Source organism: Acinetobacter silvestris (assembly GCF_002135235.1).
In the GTDB taxonomy this organism is placed as follows: Bacteria; Pseudomonadota; Gammaproteobacteria; order Pseudomonadales; family Moraxellaceae; genus Acinetobacter; species Acinetobacter silvestris.
Window position 1 is genome coordinate 1 of the sequence record NZ_NEGB01000005.1, and the last position, 18,516, is coordinate 18,516.

The 18,516-nt window shown below is 38.2% G+C and carries 14 protein-coding genes and 2 pseudogenes; 5 read left to right on the forward strand and 11 right to left on the reverse strand.

Going from position 1 to position 18,516, the window contains the following annotated elements; all coding sequences use genetic code 11:
* Both B9T28_RS09225 and B9T28_RS09230 read left to right on the forward strand, forming a co-directional pair.
* Positions 1 to 658: IS3 family transposase (locus B9T28_RS09225; RefSeq protein WP_143222608.1), on the forward strand; the 658-nt coding region annotated here is incomplete at its 5' end.
* 339 nt (positions 659 to 997) lie between these two features.
* Positions 998 to 1,234 carry a VF530 family protein gene (locus B9T28_RS09230; RefSeq protein ID WP_086203696.1) on the forward strand — a complete coding sequence of 79 codons (237 nt, stop codon included), beginning with the start codon at positions 998 to 1,000 and terminating at the stop codon, positions 1,232 to 1,234.
* A gap of 412 nt (positions 1,235 to 1,646) precedes the next feature.
* Here the strand turns inward: B9T28_RS09230 and B9T28_RS09235 are convergent.
* Positions 1,647 to 2,583: pseudogene (locus B9T28_RS09235) on the reverse strand (LysR family transcriptional regulator).
* A 203-nt stretch (positions 2,584 to 2,786) separates the two neighbouring features.
* On the opposite strand from B9T28_RS09235, the pseudogene B9T28_RS09240 reads away from it, so the two are divergent.
* A pseudogene (locus tag B9T28_RS09240) lies at positions 2,787 to 6,168 on the forward strand (indolepyruvate ferredoxin oxidoreductase family protein).
* A 212-nt stretch (positions 6,169 to 6,380) separates the two neighbouring features.
* Positions 6,381 to 7,079 (forward strand): DUF1826 domain-containing protein, encoded by a 699-nt coding sequence (locus tag B9T28_RS09245; RefSeq protein WP_086203697.1) that lies wholly within the window; start codon positions 6,381 to 6,383, stop codon positions 7,077 to 7,079.
* Between the two features lie 140 nt (positions 7,080 to 7,219).
* On the opposite strand, the gene B9T28_RS09250 is transcribed toward B9T28_RS09245, so the two are convergent.
* The 7 genes from B9T28_RS09250 to salA form a co-directional block, all read right to left on the reverse strand.
* A complete protein-coding gene (locus tag B9T28_RS09250; protein ID WP_086203698.1) occupies positions 7,220 to 8,020 on the reverse strand; it encodes a sulfite exporter TauE/SafE family protein in 801 nt (266 codons plus the stop codon).
* Between the two features lie 45 nt (positions 8,021 to 8,065).
* Positions 8,066 to 8,557: a flavin reductase gene (locus tag B9T28_RS09255; protein WP_086203699.1), complete on the reverse strand. Its 492-nt coding sequence runs from the start codon at positions 8,555 to 8,557 to the stop codon at positions 8,066 to 8,068.
* Between the two features lie 165 nt (positions 8,558 to 8,722).
* Positions 8,723 to 9,769, reverse strand: a complete 1,047-nt coding sequence (locus tag B9T28_RS09260; protein WP_086203700.1) for a methionine synthase — start codon at positions 9,767 to 9,769, stop codon at positions 8,723 to 8,725.
* A gap of 36 nt (positions 9,770 to 9,805) precedes the next feature.
* Complete coding sequence (locus B9T28_RS09265; protein WP_086203701.1) at positions 9,806 to 10,792, reverse strand: putative oxygenase MesX; 987 nt, start codon at positions 10,790 to 10,792, stop codon at positions 9,806 to 9,808.
* Between the two features lie 679 nt (positions 10,793 to 11,471).
* Positions 11,472 to 12,362, reverse strand: a complete 891-nt coding sequence (locus tag B9T28_RS09275) for a LysR family transcriptional regulator (protein ID WP_252053604.1) — start codon at positions 12,360 to 12,362, stop codon at positions 11,472 to 11,474.
* Between the two features lie 54 nt (positions 12,363 to 12,416).
* Positions 12,417 to 13,769 (reverse strand): MFS transporter, encoded by a 1,353-nt coding sequence (locus tag B9T28_RS09280; RefSeq protein WP_086203704.1) that lies wholly within the window; start codon positions 13,767 to 13,769, stop codon positions 12,417 to 12,419.
* 45 nt (positions 13,770 to 13,814) lie between these two features.
* A complete protein-coding gene (salA, locus tag B9T28_RS09285) occupies positions 13,815 to 15,104 on the reverse strand; it encodes a salicylate 1-monooxygenase (protein ID WP_086203705.1) in 1,290 nt (429 codons plus the stop codon).
* A 234-nt stretch (positions 15,105 to 15,338) separates the two neighbouring features.
* Here salA and B9T28_RS09290 point away from each other — a divergent pair, with 234 nt between their 5' ends.
* On the forward strand, positions 15,339 to 16,250 hold the full coding sequence (locus B9T28_RS09290) for a LysR family transcriptional regulator (protein ID WP_086203706.1): 912 nt from the start codon (positions 15,339 to 15,341) through the stop codon (positions 16,248 to 16,250).
* 65 nt (positions 16,251 to 16,315) lie between these two features.
* Here the strand turns inward: B9T28_RS09290 and madM are convergent, their stop codons facing one another.
* From madM to mdcH, 3 genes are all read right to left on the reverse strand, one after another.
* A complete protein-coding gene (gene madM, locus B9T28_RS09295; protein WP_086203707.1) occupies positions 16,316 to 17,077 on the reverse strand; it encodes a malonate transporter subunit MadM in 762 nt (253 codons plus the stop codon).
* Between the two features lie 48 nt (positions 17,078 to 17,125).
* Positions 17,126 to 17,527, reverse strand: coding sequence for a malonate transporter subunit MadL (gene madL, locus B9T28_RS09300; protein WP_086203708.1), 402 nt, complete (start codon positions 17,525 to 17,527; stop codon positions 17,126 to 17,128).
* 64 nt (positions 17,528 to 17,591) lie between these two features.
* On the reverse strand, positions 17,592 to 18,515 hold the full coding sequence (gene mdcH, locus B9T28_RS09305) for a malonate decarboxylase subunit epsilon (RefSeq protein WP_086203709.1): 924 nt from the start codon (positions 18,513 to 18,515) through the stop codon (positions 17,592 to 17,594).
* Position 18,516 lies beyond the last annotated feature (1 nt).

Here is an 18,516-nt window from a genome sequence, read left to right on the forward strand (position 1 = left end):
ACACGCTCAAGGTGTTCAAATTAGCCAATATGCAGTACGTACAATAAAGAAGGTCAATAAACTCTTTTGCAAGCGCCATAAGCGCTTTAAAAGAACAACAAACAGTGATCACAACCGTCCCGTCTACAAAAACTTATTAGAGCAAAAATTTAACGTGAGCACTCCAAACCACGCGTGGGTAAGTGACATTACCTACATTTGGACAAACGAAGGATGGCTATATCTGGCTGCTTCAAAGGATCTTTATACAAAGCAGGTTGTTGGCTATAGTCTAAATGAACGTATGACAGCACAGTTGGTCTGTGATGCTCTTAAAATGGCTATTCGGAATCAAAAACCGCCACAAGGCTTAATTGTTCACTCAGACAGAGGCAGTCAATATTGCAGTCATGTATATCGAAATATGATTGAAAAATATGATTTTCAAGGTTCAATGAGTAAGCGTGGAGACGGCTTTGATAATGCACCAATTGAAAGCTTCTGGGGCATATTAAAGAATGAACTTATACACCATCGTACTTATGAAACGAGGGAAAAAGCGAAAGCAGATATTACAAAATACATAGAGCTATTTTATAATCAGCAAAGAATCCAAAAAGGATTGGATTTTAAGACACCAAATCAAATGGCAGAGGACTTTTACAGGTTGGCTGTCTAGAATCCTCCCAAGCGAAAGCCTCCGTTTTTATCAACACACATCAAAATAAAATAAGCAGTAAAAAGGGAAAAATTAAAATGAATTTTTCATACAGAATATATTAAAGCAAAATAAGACTGAGCATGATGACAAAAAATAGCCTGATAAGGGCTTTTTTTTTAATAGCTTGGAAATCGCATAACGGGATTTTATGTTAAATAGTGTGCACCTGAAAGAGGCCGTTTTCTTTAGGAAGATAAGCTGTAATTTTCTATGTTAATTACGTTTAAATTCCAACCCTCTCATTTTCCAACTAGCTCAGGTTATAATAATGGCCTCCCAAAATATGGTTGATCTATTATGAACACCTCCAATGACCCTCTACACGGCAAAAAACTTGCTGACATTTTGGATGAACTATTGGATTACTACGGTGGCTTTGAAGGCTTAAGTCGTAAAATTGAAATTAGATGTTTTTGCATAGATCCAAGTGTTAACTCATCATTACGATTTTTACGTACCACACCATGGGCACGTGAAAAAGTAGAAAGCTTATATTTGTATGTCTTACGCCAAAAAGCCAAACAAAAATCGTAGTTATCAAAACACAGGCCTCAGCAAAATATTTTATACCAAATACTAAACTTATTGAATAGCCATCGATTTTGTAGACACCTGTTAGTTAGTGGTGGACTGCCACTACTCTCCTAGACAAATTTAGTCTATTCTTAAGACTTTTTTAGTAGGAAACTATGTATTCATAGATAGGTTCATGAACTAAATAATTTATAAGTTATCATTTTAATACTCTAAGTAATTAAATTTATTGTTTATTAAACATAAATTTAATTGTGAACTAGATTCTAGGTGAACATAAGTTAAATAGAATATCTAAGACTGTGGCCTGCACAGTTCAACTTTCGTGGTTCGTGGTTCGTGGTTCGTGGTTCGTGGTAAATCTACTCTTTTATTTCATGTTTTCTTTAATGATTTGAATCACGAATTGGAATTATAAAAAATATTCTGTATCACTCTGAATTTTAGGCGAAATATACTGCTCAACCCACGTTAACCATGCTCTTGTTTTAGCATCAATAAAATGACGTGATGGTTAAGGTATAAACACCAATATCAGGTGATCTCCAATCGGCTAAGACGCGACGTAATCGTCCAGTGCGCACAGCCTCAATCACAGCAAAGGTTGGAAGCAATGCAATACCCATGTCTTGCTGAACCATGTCCAGTAATAGTTCTGGTGTATCTGCAATCAATGGCCCTGTAATATCGATTTGATACGAACAACTATTTTCACTTACGAGATGCCATTGCGGTGTAATCGATGGGTTCACCAATCTTAAACATGCGTGTTTTTGTAGATCGTCTAATGATTTCGGTTCGCCATATTTTTCTAAATAAGCTGGTGATGCGCAAAGTAATGAAAATATTGTTCCAATTCTGCGAGCAACAAATCTGGAGTCAGCCAAAGATTCGGTGAGATATAAACTGACATCAATTCCTTTGGCTAAAAGGTCTGGTACATTCTGCGAAGTACGGTATTCAACCGTAAGCTCTGGATAGGTTTGACAGAACTCGGCCAGCATCGGGGATACATAATGATGACCAAAACTGGCCATACTCAAAACACGTAACTTGCCCTGCGGTTTGCTTGCCATTCCCATGGCTTGAGCTTCAGCCTCTTCCACCATTGCAAGTACTTGACGGCATTGCTCTGCATAAGCTGCACCAATATCGGTCAATGCATGCTGTCTGGTAGATCGTTGTAGTAATTTTGTACCTAAACGCCCTTCTAACTCGCTAATGAGTCGAGACACTTGCGCTGTTGTCAGTTCCATCTGCTCTGCGGCAGCCGTAAAGCTGCCACTATCAATGACTTTTAGGAAAGCATGCATTGCATGGAGTAATCCACCATCAAGATTTTTGCGCATAACGTAAATATGTTTTTCTTAATTACGCATTGTTGCACCAGTCTGGATCACCCACAATGACATTAATGTACATACATTGAACAGTTTCATTGTCTTAAGTTGAACTGATCAATATTTTTCTCAGTATGTCATTTACTCCAAATATTCAACCGGATGTTGAGATAAGAAAGTAGCTCGAACTACAAAATTCTAAGGAGACATAAATGAATATCGCGACAAAATTTACTCCAAATAAAATTCCAACCAAGGATGTATCACTTGAAGATAAATATTTAAGAGATGACGGTACTGCTTACATGACAGGTATTCAGGCATAGTGCGCTTACCACTCGCGCAAAAACGTCGGGATACTTTAAACGGTTATCATACTGCTGGTTTTATTTCTGGTTATCGTGGTTCCCCTGTCGGAAATTATGATAATTTTCTCTGGCAAGTTGAAGGCATACTCAAAGACCATCATGTTGTTTTTCAACCTGGCGTAAATGAAGATCTCGCTGCTACTGCAATTTGGGGTACTCAACAAGCCAACCTTGCAGGTCAAGGTAAATATGATGGTGTAACCGCTTGGTGGTATGGCAAAGGCCCTGGTGTAGATCGTTCTGGAGATGTTCTCCGTCATGCCAACCTTGCAGGAACATCAGAGCGAGGTGGTGTGGTTGCCTTCTTTGGGGATGACCACTCTTGTAAATCTTCGAGTATTCCACACCAGTCAGAACATGTCATGATCGGTTGTGGCATTCCAATTTTTTATCCTACGTCAATACAACAAATTCTTGATTTAGGTGCGCATGCAGTCGTAATGTCACGCTTTGCTGGTGTATGGACGTCGATGAAGCTAGTCAGTGAAATCGTCGAAACCTCTGCTTCTGTTCATGTTGATTTAGATCGAATCATTCCTGTTTTACCCAAAAATGTTCAAATGCCTGAAAATGGTGTCAACATTCGTTGGCCTGATCATGGTATTCAACAAGAAGAACGTCTTTATAAATATCGCTTACCTGCGGTATTGGCTTATGCACGTGAAAATAAACTGAATCAGGTAACATGGCATTGTCCTGATGCTCGTATTGGTATTGCAGCAAGTGGTAAAGGTTATTTAGATACCATTGAAGCCTTACGTATTCTAGGAATTGAAGGTGAAACAGCCCAACAGCTCGGACTACGAGTATATCAAGTGGCTTTAATTTGGCCCTTAGAACCGCAAGGTCTTCGTGAGTTTGCCGAAGGTTTAGAAGAACTGATTGTTGTAAAAGAAAAACGCCCTATTCTTGAAGCACAGATTAAAGATGAACTCTATGCACTTCCAGATGACAAACGCCCTCGTGTCATCGGTAAAGCCTGTGATGGAAAAGGTGAATGGAGTACATCGATTGATGAAGCGCCTTTGATTGGTCACTATGAGTTCCAACCTGAACCGATTGCAAAAATGTTGGCCGCTCGATTCTTAAAATTAGATCTTCCAGAAAGCTTAAAAACACAAATTCAAAATAAAGTTGAGCTGTTACAAAAAGCAGAGCACGAATCACGGCGTGTTCTGGATATTGCAGAACGTAAACCTTTCTTTTGTAGCGGCTGCCCTCACAATTCATCAACAGCATTACCCGAAGGCAGTCGTGCACTGGGCGGGATCGGTTGTCATTATATTGCCGTGTTACAGAATCATGGCACAGAAACGTTCACGCAAATGGGTGGCGAAGGCGTAAGTTGGGCTGGTGCTTCCCATTTCACCAATGAAAAGCATATTTTTGCCAATCTAGGCGATGGAACGTATTTCCATTCAGGTTATCTTGCAATACGCCAAGCGATTGCTGCAAAACTCAATATGACCTACAAAATTCTTTATAACGACGCCGTTGCAATGACGGGTGGACAGCATGTCGATGGTCATCTCAGCGTGGCACAGTTAACACGACAACTTGATGCCGAAGGAATCACAAAACAAGTGATCGTCACGGATGAACCTGAGTTGATTCATGCCGAAGAAGGTATTGCTGCTCATGTCGAGATTTACCACAGAAATGAACTAGATGATGTACAACGCAAATTACGTGAGATTTCTGGGGTTACGGCGTTAATTTATGTTCAAACCTGTGCCAGTGAAAAACGTCGTCGCCGTAAACGCAATGCGTACCCTGATATTGCAGAGCGAATTTTTATCAATAGTGAGATTTGTGAAGGTTGCGGCGACTGTTCTAAACAATCGAACTGTTTATCGATCGAACCCGTTGAAACGGCGTTAGGAACAAAACGTCAAATTAATCAAAGCAGTTGTAACAAAGACTTTTCTTGTGTCGAAGGTTTCTGTCCAAGTTTTGTGACCGTACATACCCGCGACATGAAACGCCCAGAAATCTTCAAAGGTATAGAAGCTGGCTGGCCAGAAAAACCAATCATTCCCGAACTTGATCAACAACCGATCCGGATCATGGTCGGTGGTGTGGGCGGTACAGGTGTGGTGACAGCAGGCGCTTTACTGGGAATGGCTGCTCATTTGGAGGGTAAAGCTGCACGTATCATGGATATGGCTGGGCTTGCTCAAAAAGGTGGTACGGTTTACTCCTACATACAACTCGCGACTGAAGATGAGCAAATCTCTGCAACCAAAATCCCTGCAGGACAATGTGATGTTTTAATTGGTGCAGATGCGATTGTCGCAGGCAGTAATGCAGCACTTTCTCGTTTAAAAGCGGATGCTGTTGTCATCGTCAATGTAGAACGACTCAAGGAAAACTTACATCTTTACCTGTAACACGTATTGCCACACAAGTGCTGGGTGATGCGATCTTTACAAATCAAATCTTACTTGGTATGGCTTGGCAAGCAGGTCAAATTCCGTTGAAACGTGAAAGTATTGAACAGGCCATCCGTCTGAATGGTACGGCTGCTGAAAAAAACCTTGAAGCTTTCCGCATCGGTTGTCATCTGATGAATGACCTTAGCTTAGCCAAACGCATTATTGCAACCATACCTACAACGCGTAAACCAACCACATTGGCCGAACTCGTTGAAGATCGTTCTGCGCGTCTGGTCGACTATTGGAGTCAAGATTATGCAACTCAGTATCGAACCCTTGTTAAACAAGCTACCAAAGTATTGCCCGAAGAATTAGCAGGAACCATTGCGACTCAGCTATATAGAGTTATGGCGTATAAAGATGAATACGAAGTTGCGCGCTTACTCACGGGAAAAAGCTTTAAACAATCGATTGAAATGCAATTTGGTCAAGGTCTACGTTTACCTCCTGCTTTGGGTGCGCATGGCGCCATACGCAAACGTGCTTTCGGATATTGGATGCGTATTCCGATGATGATTCTTGCTCGTCTACAATTGCTTAGAGAAACTTTCCTTGATCCATTTGCTTTACAGCAAGAACGTCAAAAAGAACATGCTTGGCGTGATCGTTATATTACATTTGTGAAAGACATTAGTTCTGCACCTGAAAGCTATGACTTATCTGTTGCTGAGAAAATCGCTAAATTACCAGCAGATGTACGAGGTTTTGGTCATGTCAAAATGCAAGCGATGGACGCAGCGATACAACGTTGGGATGAGCTTTCCTTAAGTCTTCGTAAAGAACATAAATAGATTTATCTAAATAAGTAGCTGATGCAGGATCAAACTGAGGTTGTATTGATACTAAGGTTATAGATCAGGTTCAGCTACTTTATATTTAGAATCTAAAAGGTTATTTTGAATACAAAATCTTTAAATTTTTAAAAATCACCCTGCATCATTAATCATTTCTATTGTCAAACTGAACGTATATTATTGGGTGTAGTTTAATATTTAAGTCTGCTATGAAAAATTCATTTTCTGACACTCCTCAAATTGAAGTAGTTTCTACTTTTTCTGAACTTGTAAATTCCAATTTTCAAGGAGAGATGAATGCCATTTGTTGGAATAGAGAGTTGGTTGGTGATTTTAAAGAAATTTTGGCTAAACTTGAGTTAAAAGAGAATATTACAGAAGTTTCCATTGAGGATCTTTTAGCGTTAAAACTTTCAGAAGAAGGAAATTTAGCAAAGGAAATTATTTTAAAAGATATCCAGCGATTAACTGATTTCGGAGCATCCCCTACGCTTAACCTACTAAAAAGTTACGAACGAGATGAAGAGCTAGATTTTATTTCAACGGATGTATATTCATTTCATGTTGATCGCTCACCTATAGAAACAGATACTTTCTTATGTACCTATCACGGTGCTGCAAGTGATATCCTGCCTCATGATCAAGTTGAACAAAAGATTTTGATTCCAGAAATTAGGGGAAAGCTTAAAGAATTACATGACGGCCCAGAAGCTGAATTTGAAACTTTCTTAGAAGAGTATTTTTTTGATTTGCATTATCAGCCTAAACCCAATGCCAAACCTGTGAATTTAGGTTTAGGGCATCTTTGGCGTCTGGCTGTAGATCATCCAACACAACAGACCTTACCCTGTGTTCATAGAGCGCCTGTCGAAAAAGATGGTGAATATAGACTGCTATTGATTTGTTAAATATTGATTTGATATATAGTAAGTGAATTCGATCGCTATAAAATTTGGTTATTACATCTGCCCATTTCTTAAATGTTATAATCAAGAATAGAAAAGCCCATTAGATATGGGCTTTATCATAGGAATTAACTGAATATATTTTAAAGTAATCCCTTAAAAAGAAAAAAACATCCTACGCTAAGCAACAATACAGCAAAGCATTTTTTCAACATTTGTGGTGATAATGCATGTGCCACTTTAGCACCTAACTTTGCTGTAAAAAAACTCATTGAGCTTATGCCAATAAAAGCATAAATATGCACATAGCCAATACTGTTTGAAACCAGAATATTATCTTGCGCCCCAAAAAACATAAAGCCCAGTGCACCAGCGATTGCAATTGGTAAACCACATGCTGCTGATGTTCCAACCGCTTTTTGCATGACCACGCTATAATGATTTAGATAAGGTACAGTTAAACTACCACCGCCAATTCCAAAAATTGCTGATGCAACGCCTATTCCAGTACCTGCAAATACTTGTTTAGTCGTTGATGGAAGTACTTTATGCTGATCTACTACTTTTTTTGCACCAACAAACATGTTGTATGCAACCCAAATTGCAAATAATCCAATAATTAACTGTAACTTAGCACTCGATAATAATCCCGCAACACCTGCCCCTAAAAAAGATCCGATGACCAGCCCTGGCGCTAAATTTTTGAATACAGGCCAAATGACTGCACCATTTTTATGATGAGCCATCAATGAACTTATAGATGTCACAATAATGGTTGCTAACGATGTACCCAAAGCTAAATGCATCACCACCTCAGGATCATAGCCCATTTGCGTAAAGACCACATATAAAAGTGGTACGATGATCAGTCCACCGCCAACACCAAAGAGCCCAGCAGCAAATCCTGCTAATGCACCTATTGCTAAAAAAATGATTAATTCCACGACATACTTACTTGATTGAGAGTTAATGTTAAATAAAAAGTGAGTTTAAGCAGTTTCGGTCTGCCCCACCTGATGATAAGCACGATTAAAATAAACTAAACTTTGATCATGCTTGCTTTGCTGAATAGCGACAATACGACACATAAACACCGTATGCGTCCCAACTTCTTGAATGTCATCAATCTCACAATCAAAATTGACCAAAGCATCTTCTAAAACGGGTGCACCCGTTTCTAATTCTGTCCAAACGCCGTGTTTAAACCGCTGTTCTGAACTCATCTTGGACGAAAATACGTTGGAAATATGCTCATGATGTGAACCCAAAACATTCACTGTTAAAATTTTATTTTCTATAAAATGTGCATGTGACCGAGAAGCTTTATTCATACAGACCAATAATGTCGGCGGTGTATCCGTGACACTGCACACGGCAGATGCAGTAAATCCATGACGATCAGACATGCCAGCCGTAGTCACGACACTCACTGCACTGGTTAACAAAGACATTGCATTTCTAAAGTCTGTTGCTTCAATCATCATTTTATTCCTACATTGAACCGTACATTTTTGTTTAGATTGAACTATACCGCGTGTTGCGGTTATATAGATATATCATCTAAACGAGTTTCGACTAGGTCGGACACATGCTTTTTACTCGGATAAGAACTACCCATTTCGTTACAAATGGGTAGTTCTTTCACATCACGCTATGGATGCGTATGAAGGCGAAAGCTCTCTACGGATAATTTCTGCGCCAGCACTTAAAGCATTGAGTTTGCCTCTTGCAACGTGACGAGCCAAAGGTGCCATGCCACAGTTGGTCGAAGGATAGAGTTTATCTGCATCGACAAACTGAAGTGCTTTTCGTAGCGTATTGGCAACTTCCTCAGGCGTTTCAATGGTATTGGTTGCCACATCAATGGCACCAACCATGACTTTTTTACCGCGAATCAGCTCAATCAGATCCATTGGCACACGAGAATTTTGACATTCGAGTGAGATGATATCAATTTTAGATTGTTGCAGCTTAGGAAAAGCTTCTTCATATTGACGCCACTCTGAACCCAAAGTCTTTTTCCAATCGGTATTGGCTTTGATGCCGTAGCCATAGCAAATATGTACCGCAGTTTCGCACTTCAAACCTTCAAGCGCACGCTCTAAAGTCGCAACACCCCAGTCATTCACTTCATCAAAGAAGACGTTAAATGCAGGCTCATCAAACTGAATAATATCTACACCAGCAGCTTCTAACTCTCGTGCTTCTTGATTGAGAATTTTGGCAAACTCCCAAGCCAATTTTTCACGGCTCTTATAATGACCGTCGTATAAGGTATCGATCATGGTCATTGGACCAGGCAGTGCCCATTTGATCGGTTGATCTGTTTGACTGCGTAAAAATTTTGCATCTTCAACGAATACGGGTTGTTTACGAGATACTGCACCGACAACGCTTGGAACACTTGCATCATAGCGGTCACGGATACGAACTGTTTCACGTTTGGTGAAATCAACACCTTCTAGATGTTCAATAAATGTGGTGACAAAGTGCTGACGGGTTTGTTCACCGTCACTGACAATATTAATGCCTGCATGCACTTGTTCTTGTAATGACAAACGTAAAGCATCTTGTTTCGCTTCGAGTAATGCTTCACCGTCGAGTTTCCAAGGTGACCAAAGTTTCTCAGGCTCAGCAAGCCAAGAAGGTTTAGGTAAACTGCCAGCAGTTGATGTTGGTAATAAAATTGCCATTTTAAATCTTCTATCTCTATATTTTTTTCAGGTAAATTAAGCAGCTTTGCTGTTTACGGTGTAATTCGCAGCCCATTGCTCAAGAATGTTTTGATAAGGCTTAATAAAGTTCTCTTCCGTCCATTTACCTTGCTTGACCGCTAACTGACCACGTTCAACACGGTCATACACAATGCGTGTCAATGAATAATCTTGGAAGTTCAAGCTTGGTTGATACACCACACCTGCAGGTACATTGGTGTTATAAATCTCAGGGCGATAAATTTTTTGGAAGCTTTCCATAGTGCTGATCGCACTAATCAATTCAAAATCGGTGTAATCACGCAATAAATCGCCAGCAAAATAGAATGCCAAAGGCGCATTACCGTTTTCAGGTTTGAAATAACGAACGCTTAAACCCATTTTTGCGAAATAGTCATCTGTACGTGAATATTCATCATTTGTGTATTCCACACCAAGTACAGGATGAACGTTGGCTGTGCGGAAGTAGGTTTTACTGGTTGAAACACTCAAGCAAATGACCGGTTGTTTGGTAAATTCTGCTTTAAACACTTCTGAATTTACCAAATGTTGGTATAACTTACCGTGCAAATCACCAAAACTTTCTGGTTTTTCACCCGTTTTACAACCCAGTTCAGGTAGAACAACACTGAAGTCATAATCACGTACATAAGAAGAGAAGCTGTTACCAATCATGCCTTCAATGCGTTCATTGGTTTGGTGGTCAATAATGATACTTTTCAATGTTTCAATAAACGGGAAAGTTTGACCATTACCTTCAACATCAAGTTCAGCAGAGATAATGTCGATTTCTAGTGAATAGCGATCACCATTCGGGTTATCAACACTTGCTAAGCTGTTAAAGCGGTTGTTGATCATCGCTAGAGTACGACGAAGATTTTCTTCACGGCTTTCACCACGCGCCAAATTGGCAAAGTTTGTAGTCAAACGTGTGTTATCAGCAGGTTGATAGTTTTCGTCAAAACGAATGCGCTTAATTGAACATGCAAACTCTTTACTCATGGTGATCCGCTACCCTAAATTTTTTAATTAAAGCTAAATTTCTGTATGGCTTTATTTAAACTTGAATCATTAGATGAGTAAAACGATATAAATTCACAAAAAGATGAGTAAAATTCATGTTTGTCGATTGTTTTGTATTTATTAAGAAAGAAAGGTAGAAAGCAGGCTGCACTATCTTTGATAAATCCAGTCATTTAAAACACATGAAATCATTGGAAATAAACGTTTAGGTTCTGTCTTAGTGTATATCCAGCAAAAGTATAAAAAATGGAATCGACCTCAAAAGATGCCTAAAAGGAGAGTAAAGAAAGCTGCAATTCAAGAGTATCAATTGAATACGGTGCTTAAATTGGAAGATCCAATACAGGAAGTTTCTATATTGAAACAACCGCCCTTACTTATTATGAGGCCTCTAATATCACTCATAATGAAAATACTTCATGTTAGAGAGAATTAGTATATTCACCTTTTTAATTTATCCTAATGTTCCCACTAAATAATTTACCTTCTGTAGCTGTACATCACTTCTTTGAACAGCATGCAAAAAACGATAGGCAATTTTTTGCTCTTCTTAATTGGTTTATAATGCTGTTTTTGAATGACTTAAACTATATAAAATTATTTTGAGAATTTATGAAAAAATAGATCATTATTTTTTAATTTTCAATTCTAAAGAGCCTTACAAACACCGAAAAATATTCTGTAATACTTGAATAAACCAAGTTCGTGCTTCTAAATCATCACGATGATTGTACCAATTGATACTGACGTTAAATGGCTTGACTGTAAACGGTAATTCGAAAATGTTCACATCACTATTACGCTCATAGACCTTTGCTGCGCGTGAAGGTAGTGTAATCAATAATTCAGAACTGGTAATAACATCTTGTAATACACTAAAATGCGGCAGCTCAAGCATTATATTTCTTTTCAAGCCCAATTCTTTAAGCCTTTGATCAATTTCAATATGTCCAGTCGATGATTTAATTGCTGCATGCTTTTCTTGTAAATATTGTTCTAAACTTACATGATCTTGTACTCGCGGATGTTGCTTTTTCACAATACACATATACCGTTCTTCAAATAAATTACGTGATTCTATTTTTGGCATGACGGTATAACTACTATTAAATACGGCAACATCTAAAAAACCTTCTATGAGCCATTCTTCTACTTTATCGGATTGTATTTCTTCTATGTGTATTTTTATAAATGGCGCTTCTTTAGAAAGATATTCAATGAGTGATGGTAATAAACATATTTCCCCCAAATCTGATAATCCTAAGCGAAATACTCTGCTTGACGTCTTAGGATTAAATTGTTTCGAAGCGGTAATCGCCATTTCAATTTCAGCAATGGACTGACTAAAACTAGGATATAAACTTTGTGCCAGTTTGGTCGGCTTGACGCCAAACTTATCTCGTTCAAATAAAGGATCATTTAAAAATTTACGTAAGCGATTGAGGTTATAAGTCACAGAAGGTTGACTTAAATTCAGTTTTAAAGCGGCATGACTAATGTTTTTAGTTTCGTAAATAATAATAAAAACTTTAATAAGGCTAAGATCAATCAATTTTTAATCGTCCAATATCAATCAGGGAGGTTACCCTCCCTCAGTGCATTATTAAGCTTGTACAATTTCAGCTTTTAAACTTTTTTTCTTTAAGCGATAGTAAATCATGGAAACACTCATAACCGCTATGATACATGGTATGGCAAGTGCTATAAAATTATAATTGATCGGTAAACTTAAGCTAAGTAACCAGCCACACAAGATAGGACCCAAAATAGCACCTAGACGTCCAACACCTAGCGCCATACCTAAACCTGTTGCACGAATATTAGATGGATAGAATTGAGACATATATGCCAATAATAAGATTTGCCCGCCAATTGAAGCAGCACCCGCAATAGCAATACAAATATACAGAATAAAAGTAGGCAGACTGTAACTTAGTAAGAATAATGCAATGGCTCCACTTAAAAAGAGTGTACACAACACCTTGGCTAAATTAAAACGATCAGCAAAGTACCCACCGCCAATAGCACCTAACATTCCCCCAATATTTAAAGCCAAAAGGAAAACTAAACTGGTTGATAAATCATATCCAGCTTCAACCATAAGTTTAGGTAACCAATTTCCTAAGGCATAGACTAGAACCAGCGCCATAAATACACTCCCCCAGAATAAGAGCGTGATTGATCCACGATTCTCAGCAAATAAATCTTTCACAGGCGTTTGAGATGAAGTCTGATTTTCATGATGTAAATTAATTTGCGTCTTGGCGTTATATGTAAGACTGCTATCAATTTGTTTAAGAATTTGGAACGCTTTTTCCGTTTTCTTAGCACGTACTAAATAATCAATTGATTCTGGTAGTAACAACCAAATCATGGGTACTAATAGAAGTGGAACTCCTCCTAAAAGAAACATAATTTTCCAACCAAATTGTGGAACTAACCACATACCTAATAAGGCTGAACACATTCCTCCCACTGCATAACCACTAAACATTAAGGAAACTAAGGTGGCACGTAATTTTTTAGGTGCATATTCAGTCATCAATGCAATTACATTGGGCATAACCCCACCTAAGCCAAGGCCAGCTAGGAAGCGAAAAATACCAAAACTTTGCGGATTAGATGCATAACCACATAAAAAAGTGAAACTACTGAATAAACATATACATAAAATAATTAATTTTTTACGACTAAATCCATAACTTTCTAGTTTATCGCTAAGACTACCAAAAATGATGGCACCAAACATCATACCAAATAAGGCGATACTGCCGAGGAATCCAGCAGTGATGCTATCAATTTGCCATTCCACCATAAGTTTTGGTAGAGCCACGCCATAAATCACCAAATCATAACCATCAAAGATAATGATGAGCGCACTCAATAGAATCACACGCCAATGAATCGCTTTTAATTGAGCATGATCAATGACTTCATTTGCATTAATGTTCTGCATTACAGACCTCCCTGGTCATATTATTGCAATTTTTATTTTAGAGATTTAACCTGCTATTTTGAGTTGCTGCTGCATATCGAGCTGCAATGCTGTAGTCGCATTTTCAACATCTTGTTCAAGTGAGTATTGCCATAACCAGTCAAACCGATGAGCTAAATGTGCACCAATTTCTGCAAAACTTTGGTACTTGGGGGACTGAAACTCATAAATTTCACCTGATTCATGTGAAGTTTGCTGAACTTTAACAGCACGCTCTAAACGAACTTCCTCATAAATCTTTGATACCAAATGAATGTTTTGAGCAGTCAGTGCTGGATTGGCTAACAAATTGGCCAATATCAAAGCATCTTCTAATCCTTGCCCTGCACCTGCGCCTTGATGCGGCAACATAGCATGTGCTGCATCACCAATAATAATCACATTCTGAGTTTTATTCTTATAGGTTGTTAAAGGCGGTGTTTCATGTAATGCCCAAATGGTCGGATGTTCAATCAGACTCAATAATGCCTGACAGCTGTCACTCCAATCCGCAAAATCATCTAACATTTCTTGTTTAGAAACGGGTTTAGTCCAAGGTGTATTTGCTGGCAATGTGGTTTGAGTACGGTCTGATTTAAATGCGACAATATTAATTTCTTCGCCCTGACGAATCGGGAAAGTTAGAATATGTTTGTCTTTTCCCAACAGCATTTGTGGGACTTCAGCCAGTTCTAGATCATTCCCTAGTGTTTTGACTGCTTGCTTAAAGTCTTCAAATTTTATAATTCCACGATATGCCCAAGTTCCTGAAAATTCAGGACTCACCTTTGGTAATTGTTGGGACTCCAATACATGATTACGCACGACTGAATGAATGCCATCACAGCCAATTAAGTAATCGCATTTAACCACCTGCCCATCCATAAATTGAATTGAAACTTGATCTGCTGTGGCATCAATTGCTTGTACGCGTTTATTAAAATGCACATTATTCTGGGGAACCAATGGAATTAAGGTATCTAAAAAGTCTGCACGATGTACAGAAGACTGTCCTACATTTGGCGCTACAGAAGCAGATAAATATTCATCGGTATAACCATTACGCCATTGAAACCAAATATCAGTAAATGGAGCTTTTACTTTATCGGCAATACTTTCATATTCATTGCTCAATCCCAATAAATGAATCGCTTTTACAGCATTCGCACCGAAAGAAATACCTGCACCAATTTCAGAGAATTGTTCTGCTGCTTCATAAACATGAACGTCTAAATGTGAATATTTGACCAATTGTGTAGCCAATGCCAATCCTGCAATACCACCACCAATGACCGCAACTTTAACTTTTTTGTCCATTTTAATATTCCTTCATCATTTTCTTTTGTGTTCTTATCATTGGTTATTTTTTTAATTTTATCCAATTTATATTTTTTACATCAAACTATCTAATTTTTTGATAGTTCATAGTCATATTATTTTTAAAGTGATGAAAAATTAATATTCCTAAAATCAAATACAATTCTATTCATTTATCACTTCAATAGACTATATTCATACATTAATCCCATCAGTATTTAAGGATAAACCTCGGTGGAAATAGATGAAGAACTCACGCTCAAAAAAATTCAAATTTTTTTAGCTTTTATGCGCTGTGGTAATTTGTCAAAAACAGCTGTTGAAATGCAAATTAGTAATGTCAGTGTTCATAAAGCATTACATTCTCTTGAAAATTCATTACGTTGCCCTTTATTTAAAAATGAGGGACGAAATTTAATTCCCTTAAAAAGTGCCTATGTACTTGAAGAACATTCCAAAAAAATTGTTCAAGACATTGTCACGACCGTTAATAAAACACGTGAAGCCGCAGGATTTGCTTCAAAAATCTTTCATTTAGGTTCTTTATATTCTTTAACCGTCAATACTATTCCAAGTGTTATTAGTGGTTTAAAACTCAGACGAGGCGATTTAGATATACAACTTTTGTTAAATTCAAATCTAGATTTAGTCAAAAAGCTAAAAGCAACCGAATTAGACGCTATTATTGTCGCCCTCAATGAAACCACTCAAGATCAAGAATTTGAATGTTTGCCAATGTTTCAAGATGATATCTTTTTAGCTGTACATAAAAATTCGAAATATGCAGCACTTAAAGAAATTGATTTAAGTCAGCTTAAAGATGAAACTTTTTTGATACTGGCAAAAGGGTTTGCTACGCGTAATGACAGTGATTTTGTCTTTGAAAAAGCAGGGATTGAACCTAAAGTTTTTTTACAAGTTTCTGATATTTTTACTTTAATTAGTATGGTGAGCTCTGGCGTTGGACTTGCATTATTGCCTGGTCGAATTTCAACAATTTATGAAAATTCTGTCAAATTAATTCGGCTTAAGCGCCAATATCAAATTAAACAAGAAATTGGTTTGGTTTTTCTAAAAAGGAAGGAAAGAGACCCAAACCTATTGGCATTAATTGCTGAGTGCCGCATGTTTTCAAGAAATGTCTAAAAATAAAAAATTGGGCAATTTATGTGTCATCAATAAATTGCCCATACTGGATAAAACAAATTTATTTAGCCAAAAATAGCATTTATCGTAAGAAAGAATACAGAAGGCCCCAATAGGCAACCTAAACCAGTATAAAACGTTGCAACCAACGCACCATAAGGAACGAGACGGACATCAGTTCCAGCTAAACCAGCTGCCGTTCCACTTGTTGTTCCGGCCAAACCACCAAATACCATGGCAGATTTTGGGCTTTTTAAGTACATAAATTTAGCCAGTAATGGAGTTCCTACCATAAAGAACACTGACTTAATTAGTCCAATCGCAATTGATAATGCAATGACATCGGAACTCGCACCAATCGCGGTGCCTGTAATTGGGCCAACAATATAAGTCATTGCACCTGCACCAATGGTAGTCATTGAAACTGGGTCTTTATATCCCATTAACCATGCCACCATTGCGCCAATCACAAAAGGAACAACACAACCAAGTGCTAATGCAAGCAGCCCCACTTTTCCTGCCTTTTTAACTTCTTTCACATCTACTTCAAATGCAGTAGAAGCAATAGCAAGGTCACGAATCATTGCGCCACCAAGTAAAGCAAATCCAGAAAAAATGACAATATCTGAAACGCCTTTGGTTCCTTGTGTATATACACCCGCAAAATACGCCACGACCAAACCTAAGGTAATTGCAATTGCAGAACTTTGTAATTTACCTCGAGTCAAATACTTTGACAGTAGATGAGAAACAAACATCATCAATCCTGTGACTGCAAGTGCAGTCACTAGCGCATTTTTACTTAATACCGCAATTAAAGCATCCATTTAATTTAATTCCTTTTAATCATTGAACTCATCGTTTTATAACGAAAATTAAGCGGTCTTTTCCTGAGATTCGACTGGCCATTCATAAGTTTCATAGTCACTATTCATTTTATTTAAATAACGAATGACCAAAACAGTACCAATTAATGACGCCACTGAAACGATTAAACCCAACATTCCGCCTGATAATGCGGCAACAACATTTTGACCCGCAGACATGGCAACCACAATTGGGATGTACATGCCTGACCAATACAACACGCCGAACTGAGTTCCTTTAGGTAAATATCCTTTTTTTGCTAAAAGCTCTTTTGATAAAATAAGTAAAATCATAGAGATGGCAACACCACCGACATTTGCTTTAACCCCTAGCAACATACCTAAGGTATTACCAAAATAATCTCCTAACAGGTGGCAAATGGCTAAGAGTGCTGTTCCATATATAATCATTGTTAATTCCTCACATCCTTGGATAACGACTTTTTTAAAATTTATTTAGCGACTCATACCGTGATTAAGCACTTTCTTTATGCATTGCACAGATAAGACTATCTAAACGTGTTCCTTGAAAAGAAAGAATATTTCCTTCCTTAAAAATTTTTCTAGCAAGCCCAGTTAAAACTGAACCAGGTAAAACTTCGATATGTAACCTAACGCCACGCTCCCACGCTGCTTGAACCGTACTTTCCCAATCAATGGTTCGGCACATATTAAAGATCAGATCTTCTTTAATTTGCTCTGCTCTATGAATTAACCGCGCAGATGTACCACTTAAATATTTAAACTTTGCTGGATTCAAATCTATGTGTGCCATAGCCTGAACCAGTTGTTGCGCCTGTGCATCCAACAATTCACAATGTGATGGCACACTTATATTTAATTTTTTAGCAATCGCTCCCTGATTTTTTGCAATTTCTATCACCTGTTGCATCGCCATTTCTGAACCAGAAATAACAATCTGATTGGCTGCATTTAAATTAGCGACATAAACATCACCTACTTGTTGATAAATCTCTGCAACCCATTGGCTTACCTGCGATTTATCTGCATTGATGATGGCGGTCATCCCATAACCAGAAGGATAAGCGTCTTGCATGAGCTTTCCGCGTAATGACACGAGCTTTAGACCTTGTTCAAAACTATAAACACCTGCGACCGCTGCTGCTGTCCATGCACCAATCGATAGCCCTGCCACATAATCAGGCTGTCCTTGTCCATCAAGTAGGATGGCTGAACTGATATAACCTGCTAAATATAAGCACAGTTGTACTGCTTCTGTTGAACGCAGTGCCTCCGGTTGATCCAAGGTCAGTACATCACGCTGCAAAGCCACTGAAGCGCGTTCTAAATAGTGTTGAACCAGTCGATGTTCAGGCAAGTCATGCAACATATTGACTTTTTGTGCACCCTGACCCGGATATACCCAAATTGAACTCATG